Below are 21,498 nucleotides of genomic sequence, written 5' to 3' on the forward strand. Positions count from 1 at the left end.
GATGTTGTGGGTGAGGCGGCGAGCACGACGGCATGACGAAGCCGGGGCCTCCGTTGAACGGAGGCCCCGGCTTGTCGTACGGGGCTCAGCTGACCAGCACGGGCTGCTTCTTCTGGGCCGGGAGCGTCGCGAGGACGGCCTCGGCCAATTCCTTCGCGGCGGTATCGAGCGGCATCTCGCGCTCGTACCCGTGGCCCCAGGAGAAGTCCTGGAATTCCGCGGTGTCGGTGAGCGTGGTCGCCTCGATGGGATACGAGCCGTCCGGGGACCAGACGTTCACGGTGGCGCTGTGAAACTGGCAGCCGCCGCACCATGCCCGCCAGCGCAGCTGCTGGGTATTCATCGCCGCGCCGCCGGATTTCGACGAGGTGGACCAGGCGCCCGGTGCGGGAGAGTGGTGTCAACGGTCGTCATCCAGGGGCTCCAGGACGTCGGCCGCCGTGATGTCGCCCCGAATGAGCAGGAGGGCGACAGCGTGGGCCCGGTCGTGGGCGCCGATCTTCTTGAAGAGGCGGCGCGCGTGGGTCTTGACCGTGTCCTCAGAGATGAACAGCTCCAGGCCGATGGCCGCGTTGGACAGGCCGCGCGCCATCCGGGCGCCGACCTGCTTTTCGCGCTCGGAGAGGGGGGCTTTCAGGCTGGGGACCGTGAGGCCCTGGTCGCGCAGGCGGCCGAGCCTGCCGCGGTGGAAAGCCGCCTCCAAGTGAGGCTTGACGGTTTCCAGGAAGGTTGCGACGACGCTGCGCTTCGTCAGCCACCCTTCCCGCGTCCGGTCGGCGGCGTCCCCCAGGTCGTGGATCAGCTCCTCATACCGCGTATGGGGACGCGTCTTGGTGGTTGGGGTTGAGGACATGTCAGCGCTCCTTGCGCCTACGGATCTTGGAGAGTTGTTGACCGCGCGTGAGCATCGGGTCAGCCAGGGTCTGGGCCGCCTCGGGGCAGCAGTTGGCGCACGGGCGCGTCGTCTGGTGGGTGACGGGCTGGCCGTCCCGGGTACGGCGTCTGCGCCGTCGGCGCCGCGCTCGGGCTCCTGCTCGTCGGTGTCGATCCAGCCCGCCACGCACGGAGGCTCGTGCGTGCACCTGCACTCGGCCCACGGGCACGGGGCCCGGCCAGCCGAAGTGGTGCTCTGCAGGCGGCGGGGCCGCTGGAGGCCGGGGCCGCGGACGTAGTCGGGGACGTCGCTCACCACAGCACCTCGTCCACTCCACGGTCGTTGACCTAGGTGCCGGGGTCGTCGACCGTGCGCGGCTGCCGCTCAAACGTCGGCGGCCCTTCCAGGTCCCACCGCAAGGTGCCGAGCGGAACGGGCTTGCCCGCCTCGGCGAGGGCCTTGAGGGCGCGGGTGATGCACGGTTCGTCGTAGCCCGCCTGAATGGCGCGCGTGGCCATCGAGCGAACCCCGTGGAAGCTGTGCAGCGGGTACTTGCCGCAGAAGCCTTTGGCGACCTTCATGGCGCGCCGGCTCACGGTCGGCACGCTGCCGCCTGGGCGGCAGAACCCGAAGCGTTCTCTTTGTGGTTACCGACTTTATCTTTGAGCGCCTGGTTTACCGCCTCATCAAGCTCGAAGCGCGCAACACCTTCGGCTTCAGGAACCGAGCCAACCAGCGCCTGCGCTCACGCTGTGCGACCACTCGCCGCAGCCGACGGGAGGCGCACCCCCACTAGTCGGTATCCGGCGGCGAGGCAGCGCGATAGCTGGTGCGCGTGCCGGTGCGTGGCCGGAGTCCGGGCGCGCCGCAGCCGGGGCTAGACAGGAGCCTAGGCCGGTTTCACGCCTCCTCGGCGTCCCAGGCCGTGCGCTGTGCGGAACGGCGCGGGCATGTCCCAGGACCCATCGGTCCTGGGGTGCACGACGCCAGCGGCAGTGAGCTCTTCGAGGAGGTCGTGGTAGCGGGCCAGGTGCCGCATGCCGCTGGGGTACGGGTCCGCCGCGCGGGAGCCGAGACGGCGAAGACGGTCTGGCAGGCGCGCGCGGTCCCACTGGGCGATGACCTGGTCGGAGTCGATCGGCAGCTGCTGCCCGGCCAGCGGAGCGAGCGCCGCCCGCACCCACGGCATGGCCTGCTCGACCTCTGCGGCGCGCGCACGCGCTCCCTCCGGCACGCCCCGGCGGATGTCCTGATGGTGAAGGGCGCGCGGGTGGTCGGGGTGATCGTCCAGGGCGTGGCGCACGGCCTGCCTCAGTGCGATGAGGAACGGGCGCGGGCTGAGTCCGCCGACGCCGTCCTGGAGATACGTAAGCATGAACCGGTACGTGGAGCCCCTGCGGGCGGTCGTGCCCATGTACGGGTCCGCGATCATGGTGAAGAGGCGTTCCTGCGCGGCGGGATCGGAGGTCAGCTGCTCGGCGGCGCTGAAGCGGCCGTCGGGGGTGAGCTCCCAGCCCGGGGTCAGAGAACGGAAGGCGGCGGCACCCTCACTGGGGTGGTTCGCCAGGAGTTGGAAGAACAGCCCGTAGAGGTGCGTTCCGGTCACCTGGCCCCAGTGGTCCGGCGTGCTCCAGTTCAAGTCCGCCGTACGCAGAGCACGTCGGGCCTCGGACGTGAGCGCCCACATGGCCGCGTCGAGGGTGTCGGGGCGGAGGAAGACCTTCGCCCTCACGCGCGGCCCGAGGCGGGCCAGGTCGGCAGCGAGCTGGAGGACTCCGGAGGCGAGGCGATCCGTAGTGCGCTGATCGGGGTGGAGCCGGTCCAGGCTGTCGAAGACAACCAGATGAGTGCGGCCCTGCGAGTTCAGGTCGGCCACGGCCTGGCGCAGGGCGTCGGGGTTACGCAGCAGCCACTGCACGCGGTCGCGCCAGCTGGGCAGGTGTGTGAGGTCGCAGACGCCCAGGGCGATCAGGGCGACAGCGGTCCACACCGTCACGGGGCGGATTCCTTCGCCGAGCAGTGCCTCCAGCTCCGGCGCGGCCGGATAGCCGTCGCTGTCTCCTGTGGCTCCGTGGGCAGAGATCACCCGGGTATCAGCCAGGCGCGGCATCTTCAAGTCCTGGGCGGCTGCCGCACGGAGGTCAGGGTCGGTCAGGACCCGGGCCCACAACGTCTTGCCGACTCCGGGACCGCCGCGGACCACGCTGCTGTCTATGAACAGCGCGGGGCGGCAGCCGGGCGTGTAGAGCATGGAGGTCGGCAGTGTGGCGGCGTCGCGGGTCAGCGCTGTGGTGAGCGCGTCATGTATGAGCGTGCGCAACTGGCCGGGGGTGGGGAGCGTCATCACAGGGTCCTTCCAGTAGGGGCGTGCGGCAGGCGGGCGTGGTGGTCGCCAGCGGGCGATCAGTCGAGATCCGTCTCGGACAGCCATTGGGAGCAGCCCTCCCGCAAGAACCAGCCGCGCACGTTGGCGTCGCCAACCTGGGGTGCCGCATCCCGTGTCGGTCGCGGGTGCGTTGTGAAATCAGTCGTAGTTGGTGGCGGGCGGGATCAGTACGACTGTTTCGCCGCCTTGGTCGACCCATTCGACGCGACCGGTCTGCTCCAGTTCCACAGCTGCGGCATACAGGTCGTCCGGGGGCACGTGGAGAGTGGTCATGGGCCCGGACATGCGTCTCCTTCAGGGGTGGTTGTCACTGGCATACCGGCGCCGGATTTCCCGTCCCTGGTGGCCCCGATTCCGGCGGATTCTCCGGCGCCGGATTTTCATGCGCTGGTGGCCCGCCCTGAAGCTCCGGGTCATCGCACACCACCTGGTCGTGCCGGAAGGTGCCCTTGTCGGTGGGCTCCCTGGTCCGCTTCAGGTAGCCGAACTCCTCCAACGGCGGTCTGGGTGGTCTCGTATCCGGCCTCTTCGAGGTGGTGGTTGAGCTGATTGACCAAGTGCTGCAGGTTATGGGTCGTGCGAGTGCTGTCAGTCCTCGCTCTCCTCTTCGCCGGCCTTGCCGATCTCTTCGTCGATGTACGCCGAGAGGAACTTGCTCGACAGCGGGTCGAAGCCGTACCGCTCTGACCAGCGCTTGAGGTACTCGACGGGCTCAGCGTTGCCGGGTTCGTCACGCACCTTGCCGATGGCCTCGGCAATCCACTTGAGGGTGTCCGTGCCGGGCCACTCCGGCGAGGTGCCCAGGCCGAGCGCGATCGCGTCGACCACGTCGGTGTCAGTGAGGGGCGTGCTGACCCCGCGGCTGTTCGCGCGGGAGAGCGGCTGCTCGTAGTCCGGGATGAAGCCCATGGCGAGGAGCACGCTCTCGGGCAGCTTGTAGGCGCCCCAGATCGCCTCGGTTGCGTCCGTGGGGGCGCCGCCGCTGGAGAGCCCGCCGGAGATGTAGAGCCTGTAGTCGGCGACCGTGAGGAATGTCGTCTCCCGGGAGTCGAGGGCCTCTTCGAGGTTGTTGATGATGACGAGACCGGCACGCCGGGCGTACTCGATGAGTACTTCGCCGTTCTCGTCGACGAGGTCGGACTCGCCGTCCAGATCCGGCAGCAGTTCCTCCAGTTCAGCCTCAGGCTCCTCGAAGGTGAAGAGCGAGGCGTCTGTGATCTCTTCGAGCAGCTGACGGCCTCGGTCGAAGTTCGGCGGTTCGGTGCTTTCGGCCGGGAAGGCGATGGTGGCGGTGAGCATGCTCGCGCCCATGATGATCTGCTCCTTCAGGATGGGGGAATTAGTGGGTCGGATCAGTCCTGGATCCAGCCGAGGACGTCGTCGACGTCCTGGTCGCAGCTGGCCTTGATCGCCTGGCGCAGGGTCGCGCCGGGGTTCTCGAGGTAGTGCAGCGCGGCGCTGTCGATGAGGTTGGCCGCGTCACGTACCTGCTCGTTCACGAGCGCGAGATCGCTCACGTCGTTGGCGGCTCGGCTCACGGCGTCGCTGAGGGACCATCCGGCGCCCCCGTGCCCTACCCCTCCTCCGGCGACCGCGGCGGGCTTACTGTCGTGCGCGGCGCACGTCGCTGGGACGAGGTACGCACGATCAGCTCGGTCGGTATCACCTGCTCGACCGGGTGGTCCGAGTCCACGCCCTCGATGGCGTCGATGAGGAGCTGGACCACGGCCGTGCCGATGCGGCGCGGCTTCAGGGAGAGCGTGGTGATGGGCGGCTCGGTGTTGGCGTACACGGTGGATTCGCTGCAGCAGACCAGAAGCAAGTCGTCCGGTACGCGCAGGCCGTAGCGGCGGGCGGCGGCGAGCAGGTCGGTGCCGTTCGGGTCGAACAGGCCGTAGACGGCGTCGGGCCGGTCGGGCCGGGCGAGCAGCCGGTCGGCGGCGACGGCGCCGGCACACGGGTCGTGCGCCGGGTAGGCCTCGTACACCGGGTCCTGGCCGACCCGCTCGCACCAGCGCAGGTAGGCGGTCGTCGACAGGTGGGTGTACGTGTCCGTCGTGGTGCCCGTCAGCAGTCCGATCCGGCGGGCGCCCGCCGCGGCCAGGTGGTCGAGGATGCCGAGTACGGCGGCCTCGTGGTCGTTGTCGACCCACGCGGTGACCGGCAGCGCGCCGGCCGGGCGGCCGTCGGAGACCACCGGCAGCCCCTGCCGGACCAGTTCGCTGACGACCGGGTCGTGGTCGGACGGGTCGATGACGACCGTGCCGTCGAGGGCGACGTTCGACCAGACGTCGTGGCGCGAGGTCGCGGGGAGGATCACGAGCGCGTAGCCGCGGGCGAGCGCGGCCGAGGTGGCGGCGCGGGCCGTCTCGGCGAAGTACGCGAACTCGGTGAAGGTGAAAGGTTCATCCCCGTATGTCGTCACGGTCAGGCCGATGAGTCCTGACTTGCCCGTACGGAGCGTGCGGGCCGCGGCCGAGGGCCGGTAGCCCAGCAGGTCGGCGACCTCGCGGACATGGCGTCGGGTGGCGTCCGGGAGCCGGCCCTTGCCGTTGAGGGCGTCGGAAACGGTCGTGATGGAGACTCCGGCAGCGGCGGCCACGTCTCTGATGCCGGCCCGGCCCGGTCGGCTGCCTCGACGAGAGGTTTCCGCGCGGCTCACCTGATGCTTCCCTGCATGCGAGTCGTCCGAGGCCATGAGTTTGCTCCTGCTGTGTGTCGGGGTGGTCAGTACTTCTTGCGCCGCCGCGCGAGACGCCAGTGGTAGAGGGGGCTCGGCACGCGGTTGGACTTCCGCCGGTTGTGCCGACGGCAGAGCAACTGGCCGTTCCACAGTTCAGTCGGCCCGCCACGGCTCCAGGGGTGTATGTGATCGCCCTCGGTCCCCGGTGCCGGGCACCGGAACCAGAGGGGCGGCTTGTGCTCGCACCGGCCGTTGGCCTGGCGGATGAGCTGCTGCTTCTGGGACCAGCTGAAAAGCCGGGTGGGGTCCCGCCAGCGCCGCTTACGGCCAGCGCCGGCGGCGAGGCACAGGATGCCGAGCGCAGCGACGGCCAGGCAGGCGAGCAGCACAGTCGGATCTGGCTGCATGGCGCTCAGTGCAGGTCGTTGCCGAAGGAGATCAGCTCACGCCTGGTCGCCCAGAACAGGTCCTCGGAGTCGATGACCGTGACGAGACGGGCCTTGCCGAGGCAAAGGTTGGCCCTTCGGGGCTCACGATGCTCTGCGCCGGGGTCAGGCTCGGAGACGATGCAGTACTTGGGCATGGTCGAAGGCTGCTTTCTGTACAGGAACGCGTGAGCCGGACAGCGAACTGCCGAGGAGACCGGAGTGGCTCCTCGGCGGTTCGGATGGGACGTCCTCAGAAGTCGATGGAGTACTTCGGGGGACGGCGCAGGGTCACCGAGGCGGCGCTCAGGTCCTTCTTGTCGTCGGGCGACTTGTCGTCCTCGTCGCGGAGGTCGGTGAGCGTGAAGGCACCATCCGGGAGCTGGTAGCCGTCCTCGGACGGGACGGCGTCGCGCATGCGGAACTGCAGCCCGGTGCCGGTGTCCCAGTCGTTGATGGTCTGCAGGCTGTCGCTGTTGAACAGATCGACACGGCCATCGAAGACGTCGGTGTCGCCGTTCTTCCAGGTGATGTGGGCCTCGATCCGCGAGCCGGCGTGCTCGCTGCGCTTGATGTTCAGGTCACCGATCACCTCAGCGAACGACTCGCCCAGGCGCAGCTCGAAGGCGATCGCCCGCAAGTGGTCGAAGTTGATGTCGTACTTCCGGGAGAAGTCGACGATCTCGGCCACCTGCTTCTCGGCCACTCCGGGCACCTGGTCGCGCAGGTAGGTGGCCACCGTCTCGGGCTCGGGGTAGGAAAAGCGCATGTGGTAATGGAAGCGGCCGGGGCGGTTGAGCATGTAGTCGTTGACGCGGTGCAGCTCGTTGACCGACAGGACGTAGAGGCGCTTCGTCGTGCTCAGCCCGTCGAACAGACTCAGGAACTGGTTCTGCGACTCGTCGTCCTCGTTGGAGAAGATCTTCTCGAACTCGTCGAAGACAACGACGACTTCGCCCAGCTCGTCGAGGAAGGCGGCCAGCCCCGGCGTGTCGTGCTGCACGAGCACGGTGGGCAGGTGGTGTTCCTCGCGCATCCGCTCGGCGAGCAGGCGGAGCATGAGGCTCTTACCCATGCCCTTGTCGCCAGAGAGGATGACGCCGAGCGAACGGTCCATAGCGGAGTAGCCGGTGACGATCCGCTGTACACGGGAGGCGTGGCTGCCGTAGACGGTCTCCTCAGCGGATGCCAGCGGCTCCGTCTGGCGCAGGCTGTAGCCGGCCACCTGGGAGAAGGAGATCGTGTAGGTGGCCACGGGCAGATCAGCGAAGGTCTGCACGGAGTCCCCGTAGAGGCGGAACTCCCCGCCGGAGGCGACGATCGTGGATGCGGGCATGAAGGCTTCTCGCTTTCGCGGGAGTTGAGTGGGTGAAGACGGCGGCGGGGCAGCGGCACTCAGCGGATCGGAAGCCCGCTGTGCAGCTCGGCGATGCGGCCCTGGTGGGCGCCGAGCGCGACGTCGACGAAGGTCTAGGAGCGGCGGAACAGGCCGCCTCGCGTGAGGGTGTGCATTCCGCTGGAGAAGAAGCCGCGCCGACCGGGACCTTGCCGTCGTCGTCGAGGTGTGCCGACAGGCTGAGGATCTGGTCGCTCAACCGCTGGACGGTGCCGTAGGTGAAGTAGTTCTTCATCAAGTAGGAGCGGTCGATCACGAAGTAGACGGCGGCGCGGTCGCCGAGGCGGTCGCTCTTGCGGAGGCTGGTCTCGGCGTCCTTGCACATGTCGGTGAGGTCGGGCGCAGTGCCGACGACCCTCTCCAAGCTGATGTCCGAGGTCTTGTTCAGTGCATGGCCAAAGGTTTGCTCCTTGTCTGGGACCTGGGCGGATGGGGCATGTGCAGAGGTGTGCTGCGCACCGCTGGTGTGACATGGCGGCGCGGATCTTCTTGCGCTGGGCCCGTTGTGGGCGTGCGGGGCGGTGCTTGGCTCAGCGGGTCAGAAGCTCGTCGAGGAAGCTGTCGATGTCGACGGATTCAGACTCCCGGCCTGCGGGGACAACATCGAAGGTCTTGGCGAGCCATGCCTTGACGGAAGCTGCCGGTCCTTCAAGGCGGGCGTATCCGTCGGGGGATTCCAGTTCGATCCTGAGGCGGCGGTTCTGGTGAGGGCCGATCGGAGTGATCTTCACGTCGCCGATGCCAGCGGGTGCGGTGAGGCCCTGGTCGAGCAGCTCCCGGGCGAACGTCCACCGGACCACATCGTCGGGCGTGACGTCGAAGGAGAACTGCACCGCGTAGGGGTCCGTATTCTTGTAGTACAGCCGCACGGGGACGAATACACGCAAGTCCGGGCCGGCCACGAGCGACATGCGGATCTTCAGTTCCAGGCCGGGAAAGCCCATGGGCGGATTCCTGTTCTTCGGCGGAAAAGCGTGGTGGAGGCGGGCGGCGGGCGGCAACGCCCAGCGATGCTCAAACACCGCCGTCCCGCCGAGGTCGTGAGGGGGACATGGCGGGTGCGGCTTGCTGCGCCTGGCGTTCTACCAGGGCGTTGATGGCGAAGAGAACCTCGCCGTGGATGGCCCATTGGTCGAGGTAGTGCCAGGCTTCGGCGAGGCTCTCGGCGAGCGGTTCGTCGTACGCCTTCGTGCCGGGAGCCCTGTGTGCCAAACACGGTCATGGTGTGGGCTTGGGGGCTGGGTCATTCAGGTGTGTGAAGCGTGGAAGACCGCAGGGGCGGGTGTCTCGCTCGTCGAGATCACCCGCCCCTGCGGCATGGGGTGGCGGCGGTTGGTCAGACGGCCGCAGTGACCGCAGAGCGATCGTCGGTGTTGCCGGGAGCAGCGCTGTCGTTGTCGTCCAGGAGGTCCGGATCGATGCCGAGGGCGCGCGCGGCGTTCCTCTTGTCGCGCTCGGTCAGAGCCGTCACGATCTGCTCGTAACTGCTCTGGATCGGCGGGTTCTTCACGGTGCCGTAGCCGAGTACGTACTGGCTCTTCATGGCACGAGTGAAGGCGACGTAGAACATCCGCTTGACGTCCTGGGTCATCTTCGTGTCCTCCCTGTAGAGGACGACAGCGTTGTCGAATTCGAGACCCTTGGCACCATGGATCGTCGAAACGACCAGGTCGGCCTTGGACTCGAGGTTCTTCCGCTTGCGCTCCTGGTTCCTCTGCTTGTTGATGTTCAGCTTCTGCTGGTTCCGCAGAATCTCGAAGGAGAGCAGGTTGTCGCGCAGCCGATCGAAGAACTCCTTGTGGGTGAGCGTGCCCTGGTGGCAGAGCGTGACCCAGCCGTTGATGGTCGCGCTGTTCTCGATCCACCACTCCGAGATCGTGCGCAGGATCGCCTTCTCAACGCTGGCGTTGGCAGCGTTTTTCGTCAGCTTGTCCATGTTGTCCTTGATCCCCTGGGAGACCACGAACGCGGCGTTGGCCGGCGGTGCCTGCAGGACGTCGTTCCAGAAGAACTTGATGTACTTCGAGAAGATGTCCGTGGCGTAGACCCGATCGCTGACCAGAGAGGCGACGCGGCGGTCCGGGTAGCGCTTTTCGAGCACATCCTGGATCAAGGACACCTCGCGGCGCGAGTAGGCCAGGAAGGCCACCTGCTCGCCCCGGTCCAGGCACTTGTCCACGTAGTCGGGGATGACCGTGTTGCGCACGATCGCCTGCAGGTCCTGGGTGACGAATCCGGTGAGTCTGGCTACCTCGCGGTACTCCAGGGTGACCTTCTCCTGAAACGAGTCGGCCGTGGGCATGGCGAGCGAGTTCGCCTGCAGCTGGATGTTGGCGAACTGGTTGGTCTCCAGTCCGCCGAGCACGACGTTTGCGAAGTCCAGGATCTCCTGGTTGCTCCGGTAGTTCGTCGTGAGCTTGAACGTCGCGAAGACCCCCGAGCCCTCCAGCGTGTTGAGCGCGCGCGGGTTCGCTGAGCGGAACTCGTACAGCGTCTGCGAGGCATCACCGACGATGAACAGGGACTGAGCGTGCTTGGTGATGTACTTCAGCACGTAGATGAACTCAAACACGCTGTTGTCCTGCACCTCGTCGATGATGAGGTACTTCGACTGCACGTGGGCCGGCTCGGTCATGTCGTCGATCTTCTGGTAGCAGATGATGATCTGCAGCTCCAGCGACGTCTGCTCGATGCGGTCGAGCAGGGCGATCACCTCGTCGAAGTGGCTCTCAACGAAGGTGTTCAGGGCCGTGAAGGCACCAGTCCTGTTCTGATCGACCTCCAGCAGGCGGTGGCGGAACGTCGCCGCGAACTGGCTGTTCGGGTAGAAGATGTCGATCGAGTTGATGATCGTGTCGATCGCCGAGACCTTGTGCCTCGGGTGGTTCATCGAGTAGATGTCGATGATCATCTTGGCGATCGTCATCGAGCCGACGTCCGGGTTCTTCTCCGTGATGTTGTCGGCAGCGGCGTTGGTGAACGAGAGCACCGTGATGTCCGAGGCGGGGACGCCACAGGCTTCGAGGTACTTGATCCGTTCGAGGATCACGGTCGACTTGCCGGTGCCGGCTCCCGCCTGCGTCATCACCAGCGGCTCGTGCGTGGTGAGCGCGTCGAGCTGCTGCTTGGACAGGTGAGGCGGCAGATTCGGAGGCGTGGCCGGCTGCGCAGGCACGATCAGCTGAGGCTTCATCTGCTCCAGGTGGTCGAGCGTGTGGTTCATCAGCAGGCTGAGGTTCTGCTTCGACAGCTTCGTGGCGATCTGGTCGGAGAAGGTCGCATCCAGCTTCTTGTGGATCTGGCGGTAGGCCTCCAGCGGGACGTTGTAGTTCTCCAGGTAGCGCAGCTGGACGGCGAGCATGTTCAGCTGCTGCTCCGTCGGGCCCGCGGGCATGTCCTGGATGTAGCGGCAGACCTCGTCGGCAATCGCCTCGGAGTCCCAGATCTGAGCCAGGCGCGTGATGCGCTCGTAGATCGAGTACTGGCGCATCCAATCGTCGAACTCATCGCCGAGGCTGCAGGCCGTCAGGCCGGCGGATGTGAGCACGTCCTGGACGCAGTCACGGGCGTTCTCCAGCGGGCTGGTGTCCCACTGCAGGAAGACGGCGGCGTCGTGGTTGCCGTAGCCGACCGAGCGCGAGACGGCGGTCGCGTACTCGGGCTCGGGGAGCCCCTTCTTGAAGAGGTACAGCTCCATCCGGTACTGGATGACGAGGTCGCGCGTGGACTTGCCGCCAGACTTGTCCTCGTAGAACACGAGCGCCTGCGGGGTCATGTCGAAGGCGACGTCCCAGTCGTCGAACTGGCTGGACGAGGTGTCGACAGCGAAGCGGTCGTCGGCGTGCGGGCTCGGCAGGGTGAAGGACCCGCCGGCGTTCAGGGCGCGGCGCGTGATCGGTGCGAGCGGGATCGATGTCGTGGTGATGTCGTGCTGTGTCGAGCTCTGCTTGACCTCGATATCGGTGGTCATGGCGTAGGCGGTGTTGGTGGCAGTGTTGATCGGCAGCAGGGACTCGTTGAGCAGGCCGATCTTCTTGCCGTTGCCGGTGAGCTTCGAGGAGAAGAACTTCGGGTCGACGGCCTTCTGAGCAACGGCATTGGCCGAGAGGTCGAGGTCATCAAGCAGGACAGGCATGTCGTTGCCTTTCTCCGGTGGATCAAGAGGCGAATTGAGAGAAGGTACAAAAAACGTCGCACAGCAATTCCGACAAGAAATGAATAGTCAGTCGAATGCTCGAAGGCGAGCGAAAAGCGCAGCAACAGGGCTGGACCATGGGCGCAGGTACGAACACGGGCGGGGCTCTCGTCAGCCGACGAGCCCCGCCCGTGTTCCTCTCAACCCACCCGTCAGGGGCCGTTAGGCCCCTGAATCCGGGGTATGTGGCGAAGCCACGCCCCGGACACCGCGCGCTACCCAGGCGCGCGGTCGTTCATCAGCGGCAGCTCATCTCACTTCGAGGTCGAGTCCGAGCGCCGGTCGGGACCATCGGCGGCAGCATCGCCGGCATCGAGATCCCAGGGACAGGCCGTGACGAGGGATCCTGCGGGATCGACCTCGACCAGGCCGAGCATGAGGCCCAGTTCGCGGAGTTCATCAGTGCTCCGGACATGGGTGGCGAGGTTCGCTCGGGCCGCGGCGGAGAGCTCCATGGCTCGCTTTCGGTGCTCTTGGAGCAGAGGTTCGGGGAGCTTGGTGGACATGGCTGTCCCCCCTTTCTGAGCAATGAGGGTGTGGCGGTGAGGTACGCCGAGGGCTCCTGTTCCGGAACATCTGGAACAGGAGCCCTCGGTGCGATGCGGACGGCTGCTCAGTCGTCCGACGGGGATGCCGAGGCTGCGCCGCCGGTCTGGGCAGCGAGCAGGTAGTCCTCGATCCAGGTGCGAACAGCCTTGCGCGCCGGCCGCGCACCCTGGGAGTCCACGTAGGTGGTCTCTTCGATCGCGCGCAGCTCGTCGTCGGGCATCGACACGGGCAGCGCCTGGGCCAGCCGCGGCTTGGCCTCGACGATCCGCTCACGCTGCCGCTCGTAGTCGGCGGCCATGATCTGCCGGTAGGTCTGCCGGTCGATGGGGTTGAACCCCACGACCAGTGAGAACCGGCCCAGCAGCTCGGCGTCGAAGAACTGCTCCAGTGCCTTGTTGAGGCTCTGGTCCGAGATGGTCTTCGGGTTGTTGCCGAAGCCGATCATCTTGCCGTCGAGCGAATCACGGGCGGCGTTGGTCGTGCAGATGACCAGGGCCTTGGAGAAGTCCAGCATCTTGCCATGGGCGTTGCGGATGTAGCCCTCGTCGAACGCCGAGAGGAACAGGCGTTGCACGGCCTTGTCGGCCTTCTCGAACTCGTCGAGCAGGATCACCCGGTGGGGGTTGGACTCCAGCGTGTCGAACGGGAGTTCCTGGTTGGAGTCCGATCCGACATAGCCGGGAGGTGAGCCGATGATCTTCGACGTCGACCACTCGCTGTGGAATTCGGTCATGTTGAGGATGATCGGCTCGGTGCCGGTAGTCTCCTCAGCGATGATCTTGACCGCCTCGGTCTTACCCACACCCGAGGCCCCGGCGAACAGCCACGTCGTGGGCGTCTTCGTCGGGAACAGGTCGAGCTCTTCGCGGGCCAGACGGTCCGTGAGCTTGGCGAGCACGTCGTCCTGGCCCTGCAGGCGGCTGGTGAGCGTGGCGCTCAGCGCGGTGACGTCGAGGTCCTTGCGCTGGGCGTTTCCGGTCATCAGGCGCTTGGCCACATCGAGCACACGGGTATTCGTCAGCGGCACCTGCGGGATGGACCGCAAGGTCTGCGCAAGTGCCGTGTCTCCGGCGTTCTCGGCCTGGACGATGAGCTTCTTCTGCTCCAGGACCCGATCAGCCATCGCGCGGTCGAGCAGCGTGATAGCGTTGTCCGGCCGGTGCTGGCCAGCCCGGGAGTTCGCTTCGGCGATCTGCACGACCGAGGCCAGGACGTCGTCGGAGACCCCGATCTGGTGACGGTAGTGCGCCATGAGGCCGGGCCGGACCGCGGTCATCACGGCCAGCGTCTGTTCGACGCTCAGCTCGTCGACGATGAGCCGGGTGAAGCGCCGGGCGAAGGCCGGGTCCTCGTCGAAGGCCCGTGACTCCGTACTGGTGGTCGCGCCGATGACGGACATGTCGCCGCGGGCAAGGGCCGGCTTGAGGATCTGCGAGATCTTGCGGCCGACGGCGTCGCCATGGCTGCCGGACCCTCCAGTGATCTGGTGGACCTCGTCCATGAACAGGATGGCCTTGTTCTTGGGGTCCGAGGCGAACTCGACGATCGCCTTGACCTTCTCCTCCAGCGAGCCGACGATGCCGGTCCCGGCGATGATGTTGGTGATGGGCAGCTCGTAGATCGTGTAGTCCTTGAGCTGGTCGGGAATGAGGGCGTCGCCGAGCGCGATGCGCCGTGCGATGTCCTCGACGATCTTCGTCTTGCCGACGCCGGCGGAACCGACCAGCAGAGCGTTGGGCTTGGTCTTGCTGATGACGACCGAGAGGACCTGCCCGATGAGCGTGTCACGGAACATGGTCGGATCGGCGTTCTTGAACTTCTCGTTGTAGTCGACGAGGAGCTCCTTGACGTCATCGGCGCTGCCACCGCTGGACGGTAGTCCCCCGGACGGGAACTGCGGAGGGAAGCTGCCGCCACCGCCGTTGCCCTTGTCGTCGTCGGAGCCGCCGGGTGTGAAGTTGCTGAGACCCACCGGGTCCTCCTTCGGTGCGGGTCGCTCGGCGTGGTGGCGCGCTGGGTGGATGCGCCACGGTGTCCCGAGCAGGGATATGGATGAGTGAGAGAGAAAGGCAGGGGTCGCCAAGAGCGGTGCCGGCCAGGGGAGTTGGTTGCACGGCACCGCTCTTGGCGGTTCTTGGGGGCAGCAGAGTCAGACGACCATGCCGAGGAGCCTCTGCCGGATGCTCGGATCGATGTGCTGCATCGAGTCGGCGTAGCGTTTTGCCAGGTCAACCATGAACGACCAGTCCATGGCGGAGCACGGTGCGTAGTACAGGTTCTTCGGGTGGTCCTGACGCGTGGACGGCGGCAGCCAGTCGAAGTCGGTCACCATGAGCGAGAGCCTGCGCTGGCGCACACGGCTGGCGTTGATGTACCGCCAGATCTGCGTGTACTCGGTTCCGCCCGACACCTTCGGGATCTTGCGGAACTCCTTCCAGATCTGGGCCGTCGACTTGTTCTCCGTGCGCAGCATCACCTCCTGGGACAGGAAGTGGCTGAACGAGTTGAAGTACAGGTTGATGTTGAGCTTCTTGGCGATCCGGATGAGCATCATGACCGCCTCCTGGTAGTTCTCCTCGGAGATCGAACCGGAGGTGTCGATGTAGATGTGCAGGTCGGGCATGTACTGCACCGAGGTGATCCGGCCGGGCTTGTTGAAGTCGTCCGGGTTCCGGCGGTTGGCCTTGAGGAAGGTCGCGTTCGTCGTGCGGAAGATGTTCTGCGACTTGTTGACCTTGCCCATCCGGCGCAGCACGCGGGTGATGTCCTTGAACAGGTCGAGCTTGCTCGGCGGCTGCTTGCGGAACGCCACCTGGGCGCTACGGCTGCCGGGTTGACCCGACTGCTGTTTGGCGCCCATGGCGGCGGCCCGGGCTGCGGCCCGCGGCAGCGAGGTGAGCTTGGACAGCGACGCGTTCGAGACGACTTTCACAGGCGAGGCTAGCGACTGGTTGATGAGGTCCCACTCCCCCGTAATCTTCGCCGCGGTGGCCCGGGCATGGGCCTCGACGTTGACCAGGACGAGGGAGCGCGGGCAGAACAGCTCCCCGACTGTGAACGGCAGGACGCCGGTGTCCAGGGCGGTGTTCTGCTGGCTGGCCTGGGCCCGCTGCTGCTCGACGTAGTTCATGAGCATGTGCACGAGCACGCGGGCGAAGGAGTGCTCATCGTTGGCGTCAGAGTCGTCCTTGCGCACCAGCAGCGACTCGGTGAGCCCCTTCAGGGACAGGGCCGTGAAGTCGTTGAGCAGCTTGGTGGTGGCCGGCGGCAACGCACTGGCCATCGTCTGAGTCTGCTGGGCCAGCCAGATCTTGAAGTCGTCGAAGGCCGCGGAGGACTGGAACCAGAACCCGAGGGTGTCGGGGTTGAAGGTGTAGGCGATCGAGGCGAAGAAGGCGCTCTCGTCGCCGGTCCCCGCCAGCAGGGCCTTCGCGGCAGGGAGGACATCAGCCTGCGCGGTGTAGAGCACCCGCGGGGAGGGCGCGGGCATCTTGTTCCGTTGCCCGGCCTGGACGGCGAAGAGCTCGGCGACCGGCAGCGGCGTGCCCTGGTCGAAGTTGATCAGGGTCTGCCCGAGCAGCTCCTTGACGGTCTGCTCGCTGGCCATGTTCAGCGTGTCGCCGAGGCAGCTCAGAACCAGATCCGGGATGTCCCCCGTCAGATCAGCGCCCTGGGCGTCGGTGATGCTCGCCGGGGCGTTGGGGTTCAACGGCTCCAGCAGCGGGTCGATGAGGGTCTGCCGGATCGCCGGCATCGGGTCGTAATCACCGGTGCACGAGATGGTGTGCAGTGCGTCGAGTACGGCCGGCTTCTGGTTCGTGACGGTGATCGTCATGGGTCGTGGTCTCCTTCTGAGGACAAGGCAGCGGCAGAGCGCCGCCGGCGGTGGGGAGTTGCAGCAAGGACGGCAGCCCGCAGCAGTCCCCACCACCGGTGAGCGAGCGATCAGAGGAAGGCCGAAAGGACCGGCTTGGCCTGGTTGACGATCGGAGCGTCGATCTCCATGAAGGCCTCGAGGTTCTGGCGGTCGATCTGCTGGCTGGTCACCATCTCGATGAGCGTGCGCGTGTGCTCCGGCTCGATCTGGGTGATGGCCTGGGCCAGCTGCTCGATGAGGCGCGCGTTGTCCTTGCTCTCCTTGAGCGCGTACAGCAGCGACCCGGACTTCTCGTTGTCGGTCAGCGTCACGATGACCGCGGCCATGTCGGTCATCGTCGCTGCGGCCTTCAGGCTCTGGTAGCAGTTCGGCTTCGGGACGTTCACCCGGTTCTGCTGCACGCCGCCGACGTTGTTCGCCAGGTCCTGGGCAATGGTGGCCACGAGCTGCGTGGTGAACATGGTGTCCCCGACGTAGGCCTCGATGGCCTCGTTCAGCAGCGAGGTCTCGCGGTCGCCGATCTGGATCGGGGTGGCCAGGTACTGCGCCAGCTGCTGCGGGTCGGCCGCGTTGAGCCACTTCGACAGGTTGTCGATGGTGCGCGGCGTGGTGAGCTGGTTCATCTCCTCGCCGCCGTCGAACAGATCGGCCATCGTGACGTTGCCGTTGTCGTCGTCGTCCTGGCCGTCGGCGACGATGGCCTCGGGCGTCGACTTCTGGAAGATGAGCCCGGGGTACTGCGTGAGCACCGTCTTCACCCAGGGGTTGATGTTGTCGCCGAGGACGGACATGAGGGTGGCGGCGTCGGGCTCGACGTGAAAGATCGCGAAGCGGGACAGGCTTGCCTCGTCGAGCGAGGTGACGTTGCCCCTGTCGTTGCCGGCCACGACGATGCGGACGTTCTTGGGCAGCTCGACGTACCCCATGCGGCGCAGCGTGACCAGGGTCAGCGCGCCGGAGGTGACGTCGGAGGTGGTGCGGTTGATCTCGTCGAGGAAGAGGATCGGCCACTCGCGCGGGTTCTTCTCGGCGTAGTCGATGCACTCCTGGATCACCTGGTGCGGGTAGAAGACCTGCTTGTAGCTCTGCGTGCCGTCGTCCTTGGTGTACGGCACCAGGCGCGCACCGGTGAGGTCGGCCTTGTCGGCGAGCTGGTTGCACGGCAGCGTGAAAGCCTGCGTGCCCATGGAGTAGGCCAGGTCCTCGACGAAGCTGGACTTGCCGATGCCGGGTTCGCCCATGAGAGCGGGCGTCGCGCCGACCTCAAGGGACTGCTTGATGAGGGTCGTCAGGGTGTCGTTGAACTTCATGTCGACGTCTTTTCTGTGCGTGGGCGAGGAAGAGAGAGAAAGACAAGAGATGTCGGAGGACGGCGCTGCTGATCTCGGCGTCGCCGAGGCTGCATAGGCCGTGAAGGGTCCTGTGGCGCGGGCCGCGCCGTCTGAGCCTGGCGGAGACCTGCATCCCCGCCATTGGTGGCGATGGAGCCCCGCTGCACATCGCCACCCGATCGCGCTCCGCGCGATCCAGCACTGTCCTCCACCTGTGCTCGGCCCCGCCGCAGCACCCGTCACCCACCCCACCCGCTGCCGGAGGCAGCAGATGAACCGGGAGCAGAAGCAGCAGCAGGAACAGGCGCAGAGCGTCAGTCAGTTGGTCGACGAGGAACGGGCCTCGCGGTCGGCCACGAGCGCGGCGGCTCGGTCGAGGAGGAAGGGCCGGCCGTTGCGCCGCTCGCTGTGCTTGGCGCGCGCAGGGATGACATCGACCGCCGCCTTGTAGAGCAACCACGCGGTATCGCCCGTCGAGTACTCGACGCCGAGGGCGCTGTAGGCGCGCAGTTGCGTCCGCATCCAGCCGTAGAGCGACGCGAGAACGGAGAACTCCCAGCGGGACATGTCGTGGTTGAAGTCGCCGGGGTCCCGGAGCTGATGGCGTGCGCTGGCCAGGGTCTGCTCGACGATGGCCTGCGAGTACGGGATGTCGGGCATGTCCTCGGCGGTGTCGACATCTGATGCTGAAGCACCGGAGCTCTCGCTGGCGTTCACGGCCAGCTGCGCGTAGAGGTCCTCGATGGAGGCGAAGGCCGGCGCGCTAGTTGCTGCGTTGACGTGAGCGACGATGCGATCGGGCACCGGCTGGCGGGTGAAGGTCGACCAGTGGTCCAGGAGCAGCTCGTACCAGCCGTGTTCCTCACGCAGGACGCGCTTGCCGGCGGCTACGGGGAAGTCGTGGAAGTTCTTCGGCAGCGGCATGACGAGATGGAAGCCCTGGCCGGACATCGACAGCTCCGAGTAGAGGATGCCCGGCAGCCGCAGCAGGTCTGTGGCCACACCTGGCGGGCAGTCGGCCTCGATGTCGAGGACGAGCAGCCCGTCAGTCTGGGCTTGGAGGTAGAAGGCGGTGTTCGCGGCGTCCGGTATCGCCGCGGTGAGTTCGTCGAGGGTGAGCAGGCAGGTCTCGTCCAGGGCGAAGGCTCCGCGTAGTGGGCCGGCGTGCATGCAGCTGAAGGTGCAGCCGGCGAGCAGGTGCCGTACGTCGATCGGGGCCTTGCGCTTCGGCGGCTTGGTGAGATCGTCAGGGGTCTCTTCCCCAATCTGTCCGGAGATGGTCCACCGACAGGCACTGGCGAGGGTACGGATCGCGGGGTTGCCGTAGAACTGCGGGAACCAGGCATGGGGGTCGGCTGGAGTCATCGTGGGACGCACGCTTTCGATCGGAGGCGTCAGGAGGGGAAGAGAAAGACAGGACCCCCGTACTGCACGGATGCGAGTACGGGGGTCTCATCGATGGTCAGCGTGGATCAGCCCTGGTAGGTGATCCCCGCCTGCTGGGCCGGGCCGGAGCCGTTCCAGGGGCCGGTGGCCACGGGCGTGCCCACCGCCGAACCGGCGTCCTTGAGGGAAGCGTTCTCGGCCTCCAGGCGCGCGAGCTTCTGCTCCAGGGTCTCCTGCTGGGCCGGAGCGGGAGCTGCGGCCGCAACAGCATCCGGAGCAGGAGCAGCAGCGACGGGCGCAGCCACGGCGGTCGCCGGGGCCTGAGCGTGAACCGGAGCCTGCGCGGCCACGGCCACAGGTGCGGACGCCGGCTGGGGGGCCGGGAAGGACAGGCCGTCCTCGACCTCGGTCGCCACGGGGACGGCGGCGGCAGGGGCAGCGCTGGCAGGAGTGGCCTGAACGGGGCGCGGCGTGCCGTTGAGCACGATGCCACGCGCAGCCAGCTCAGCCTGGTCGATGCCGCCGGCATTGTAGTAACGCGGCGCCTCGTGGACGATCACCTGTTCGAGGGCCAGGCCGCGGTTTTCGAAGTTCTTCGGCTTGTAGGTGCGCAGCACGAGCGTGACGTCGAGGCCCTGCGCGAGCTCCTGGCCGGACTCGTCCTGGTCGTAGGTGCCGTCGCCCTTCGAAGAAGGGATCGCGATGACCGGCAGGGTACTGCCCTTGGAGTCGATGGAGTAGTTGGGGCCGGTTTCGGGCCGCTTCGGGGAGTCGTAGCGGCGCTCGGAGACGAACTGCTCTTCGAGGGTGGGGTTGCTCGGATCGGCGAACTGGACCTCGGCGTGAGTGATCGTCGCGGTGGTGTGCGGCTTGCCGACGGGGCTCATGCCGTTCTTCGTCTTGCGCTGGTCGCTGGCAACGAGCTCCGCGCCTTCGATGAGGCGGGCGAGTACGGCGAAGCCGAGCTTCCCGCGGATGAAGACGTTCTTGCCCTCGGTGATCTTCCTGGCGGAGATGGAGTAGCTGGCCATGGTGATGCGGTTCCTTCGTTCGGTCTGGCGGTCGGTGACTCAGAGGCCCATTGGGGTGCTATCAGACAGGATTCGGACTGCCATCCAATCACCTATTCTATCAACTTCCGTTCGGCTATGAGTAGAATGTCAATGCCGGACATGAATGGTTGTACGCGCTATTCTCAGAGGAGTCGTGACAGGGATGACGGCTACGATTCAGAGGTCAGTGGGGACGGCGTTGAAGCCGTCGGCGCAGACGAGAGCATCTGCCGGGAGTCACGCCGGCCCGATGGGCTTCGGCAACGGACCCGTCATCGCCGCCAGTGTCATGGTGGGCGGAGCGGCGCTCTTCGCCGGATGGGGCCTGACGCAGCTCGCGACGTCCGACGGCGGCTTCATCCAGGCACTGCGGGGCCATCACGCCCCGGTCGAGGCACCGGTGAATCCCGGCGAGAACGCCGGAGGCGGCAGCGCCCAGCAGCCGAGCGAGGGCGGCACGGGGAAGCAGGACGAGAACGGGGCGAGTCAGGATCCGACGCCGGGTCGCGGCGACGAGGACAAGCCCAACGGATCGGGTGCACCGGCCGAGGCGAAGCCAGCGCCGAAGGCGAAGCCGTACACCATCAAGCCAGGCGATACGCTCACCGCGATCTCAGGGACGACGGGGGTGCCGATCGGCATCCTGGTCGAGGCGAACAGGATCCAGAATCCGGATCTCATCTACGCGGGGGCCTCGCTGCTCATCCCGCCGGTGTGACGACCCGGCAGGGCGGCACTGCCGCGTACCGAGCCTGATTCAATGCCCTGATCGCCACGAGGCGGTCAGGGCATCGTCGTCTTCTCAGGCGGAGGACTCTGCTTCCCGGTGGGCCTGCAGGTCCACTGCTCGACCTCGTCGTTCATGGACCGGATGCCATCCGGCGCGTAGTCCTGCGGGTATTCGAGCTTGTACTCGCTGAGCAGCTCGATCTTCGCATCGACGAGATCCGAGCGCTGTGCTCAGATCGAGGACGTCGTCCAGCGTGAGCCCGGAATCGGCGGACGCGGTCATGCTTCGGTCCTGGGCTCTTCCACCCAGTCGCTGCAGAAGCGTGACCCACCCAGTGGGGACGAGGGTCGCGATCTCGAACTCGGCCGGGTCCAGACGCTGGACGACGCGGTAGAGACTTCCCTCAGGGTCCTGCCCGATCGTGGTCTCGCCGCGGTAGACGCAGGCGCGGTTGCTGTGGAACTTGACCGTGAGGTCCCCCATGCTCAGCGGTTTGCTCATGGTTGCTGCTCCTGGACGTCGAAGGTGCCCGAAGACGAACTGCGTGGCCTCGTAGGGCTCACCGCGAGGCGTCACCCGGGACCGGCGTGAGCCGGTCCACGGCATGTCTCCCC

The 21,498-nt window shown here is 66.6% G+C and carries 23 protein-coding genes; 1 reads left to right on the plus strand and 22 read right to left on the minus strand.

The annotated features are described in order from the left end of the window. Window positions 1-85 precede the first annotated feature (85 nt). The 21 genes from ACIOC0_RS18885 to ACIOC0_RS18985 form a co-directional block, all read right to left on the minus strand. Window positions 86-280, minus strand: coding sequence for a hypothetical protein (locus ACIOC0_RS18885; RefSeq protein WP_402156137.1), 195 nt, complete (start codon window positions 278-280; stop codon window positions 86-88). 120 nt (window positions 281-400) lie between these two features. After that, complete coding sequence (locus tag ACIOC0_RS18890; RefSeq protein ID WP_402156139.1) at window positions 401-853, minus strand: LuxR C-terminal-related transcriptional regulator; 453 nt, start codon at window positions 851-853, stop codon at window positions 401-403. 368 nt (window positions 854-1,221) lie between these two features. Then, window positions 1,222-1,470, minus strand: coding sequence for a hypothetical protein (locus ACIOC0_RS18895; RefSeq protein ID WP_402156141.1), 249 nt, complete (start codon window positions 1,468-1,470; stop codon window positions 1,222-1,224). 293 nt (window positions 1,471-1,763) lie between these two features. After that, window positions 1,764-3,218 carry a hypothetical protein gene (locus ACIOC0_RS18900; protein ID WP_402156143.1) on the minus strand — a complete coding sequence of 485 codons (1,455 nt, stop codon included), beginning with the start codon at window positions 3,216-3,218 and terminating at the stop codon, window positions 1,764-1,766. Between the two features lie 180 nt (window positions 3,219-3,398). Beyond that, window positions 3,399-3,545 carry a hypothetical protein gene (locus ACIOC0_RS18905; RefSeq protein ID WP_402156145.1) on the minus strand — a complete coding sequence of 49 codons (147 nt, stop codon included), beginning with the start codon at window positions 3,543-3,545 and terminating at the stop codon, window positions 3,399-3,401. Window positions 3,546-3,848: 303 nt separating this feature from the next. Further along, entirely contained in the window at window positions 3,849-4,571 is a 723-nt protein-coding gene (locus ACIOC0_RS18910; protein ID WP_402156147.1) for a hypothetical protein, read from the minus strand. 41 nt (window positions 4,572-4,612) lie between these two features. After that, window positions 4,613-4,798, minus strand: a complete 186-nt coding sequence (locus ACIOC0_RS18915; RefSeq protein WP_402156149.1) for a hypothetical protein — start codon at window positions 4,796-4,798, stop codon at window positions 4,613-4,615. 35 nt (window positions 4,799-4,833) lie between these two features. Continuing rightward, a complete protein-coding gene (locus tag ACIOC0_RS18920; protein ID WP_402156150.1) occupies window positions 4,834-5,958 on the minus strand; it encodes a LacI family DNA-binding transcriptional regulator in 1,125 nt (374 codons plus the stop codon). Between the two features lie 29 nt (window positions 5,959-5,987). After that, complete coding sequence (locus tag ACIOC0_RS18925; RefSeq protein WP_402156152.1) at window positions 5,988-6,350, minus strand: HNH endonuclease; 363 nt, start codon at window positions 6,348-6,350, stop codon at window positions 5,988-5,990. A 5-nt stretch (window positions 6,351-6,355) separates the two neighbouring features. After that, entirely contained in the window at window positions 6,356-6,526 is a 171-nt protein-coding gene (locus tag ACIOC0_RS18930) for a hypothetical protein (RefSeq protein ID WP_360655293.1), read from the minus strand. Between the two features lie 95 nt (window positions 6,527-6,621). Beyond that, entirely contained in the window at window positions 6,622-7,704 is a 1,083-nt protein-coding gene (locus ACIOC0_RS18935) for an AAA family ATPase (RefSeq protein ID WP_402156154.1), read from the minus strand. After that, on the minus strand, window positions 7,631-8,089 hold the full coding sequence (locus ACIOC0_RS18940; RefSeq protein WP_402156580.1) for a VWA domain-containing protein: 459 nt from the start codon (window positions 8,087-8,089) through the stop codon (window positions 7,631-7,633). The genes ACIOC0_RS18935 and ACIOC0_RS18940 overlap by 74 nt, the downstream gene beginning before the upstream one ends. Window positions 8,090-8,294: 205 nt before the next feature. After that, window positions 8,295-8,708: an SsgA family sporulation/cell division regulator gene (locus ACIOC0_RS18945; RefSeq protein ID WP_402156156.1), complete on the minus strand. Its 414-nt coding sequence runs from the start codon at window positions 8,706-8,708 to the stop codon at window positions 8,295-8,297. 70 nt (window positions 8,709-8,778) lie between these two features. Further along, window positions 8,779-8,976: a hypothetical protein gene (locus ACIOC0_RS18950; protein WP_402156157.1), complete on the minus strand. Its 198-nt coding sequence runs from the start codon at window positions 8,974-8,976 to the stop codon at window positions 8,779-8,781. A 124-nt stretch (window positions 8,977-9,100) separates the two neighbouring features. Beyond that, window positions 9,101-11,899 carry a UvrD-helicase domain-containing protein gene (locus ACIOC0_RS18955; protein ID WP_402156158.1) on the minus strand — a complete coding sequence of 933 codons (2,799 nt, stop codon included), beginning with the start codon at window positions 11,897-11,899 and terminating at the stop codon, window positions 9,101-9,103. A 314-nt stretch (window positions 11,900-12,213) separates the two neighbouring features. Then, window positions 12,214-12,465: a hypothetical protein gene (locus tag ACIOC0_RS18960; protein WP_402156159.1), complete on the minus strand. Its 252-nt coding sequence runs from the start codon at window positions 12,463-12,465 to the stop codon at window positions 12,214-12,216. Between the two features lie 107 nt (window positions 12,466-12,572). Continuing rightward, the gene (locus ACIOC0_RS18965; protein WP_402156160.1) at window positions 12,573-14,480 is read right to left on the minus strand and encodes an AAA family ATPase; all 1,908 of its coding nucleotides are present in this window, start codon (window positions 14,478-14,480) and stop codon (window positions 12,573-12,575) included. 177 nt (window positions 14,481-14,657) lie between these two features. Then, window positions 14,658-16,343 (minus strand): hypothetical protein, encoded by a 1,686-nt coding sequence (locus ACIOC0_RS18970; protein WP_402156162.1) that lies wholly within the window; start codon window positions 16,341-16,343, stop codon window positions 14,658-14,660. A 110-nt stretch (window positions 16,344-16,453) separates the two neighbouring features. Further along, window positions 16,454-17,695 carry a MoxR family ATPase gene (locus ACIOC0_RS18975; RefSeq protein WP_279930512.1) on the minus strand — a complete coding sequence of 414 codons (1,242 nt, stop codon included), beginning with the start codon at window positions 17,693-17,695 and terminating at the stop codon, window positions 16,454-16,456. Between the two features lie 339 nt (window positions 17,696-18,034). Next, the gene (locus ACIOC0_RS18980; RefSeq protein ID WP_402156163.1) at window positions 18,035-19,093 is read right to left on the minus strand and encodes a hypothetical protein; all 1,059 of its coding nucleotides are present in this window, start codon (window positions 19,091-19,093) and stop codon (window positions 18,035-18,037) included. Window positions 19,094-19,188: 95 nt separating this feature from the next. Next, window positions 19,189-20,133: a hypothetical protein gene (locus tag ACIOC0_RS18985; protein ID WP_402156164.1), complete on the minus strand. Its 945-nt coding sequence runs from the start codon at window positions 20,131-20,133 to the stop codon at window positions 19,189-19,191. 271 nt (window positions 20,134-20,404) lie between these two features. Here ACIOC0_RS18985 and ACIOC0_RS18990 point away from each other — a divergent pair, with 271 nt between their 5' ends. Then, complete coding sequence (locus tag ACIOC0_RS18990; RefSeq protein ID WP_402156165.1) at window positions 20,405-20,872, plus strand: LysM peptidoglycan-binding domain-containing protein; 468 nt, start codon at window positions 20,405-20,407, stop codon at window positions 20,870-20,872. A gap of 84 nt (window positions 20,873-20,956) precedes the next feature. On the opposite strand, the gene ACIOC0_RS18995 is transcribed toward ACIOC0_RS18990, so the two are convergent. Further along, complete coding sequence (locus ACIOC0_RS18995) at window positions 20,957-21,385, minus strand: hypothetical protein (protein WP_402156166.1); 429 nt, start codon at window positions 21,383-21,385, stop codon at window positions 20,957-20,959. Between the last annotated feature and the right edge of the window lie 113 nt (window positions 21,386-21,498).

The organism is Streptomyces sp. NPDC088254, assembly GCF_044740925.1.
Classification (GTDB): Bacteria; Actinomycetota; Actinomycetes; order Streptomycetales; family Streptomycetaceae; genus Streptomyces.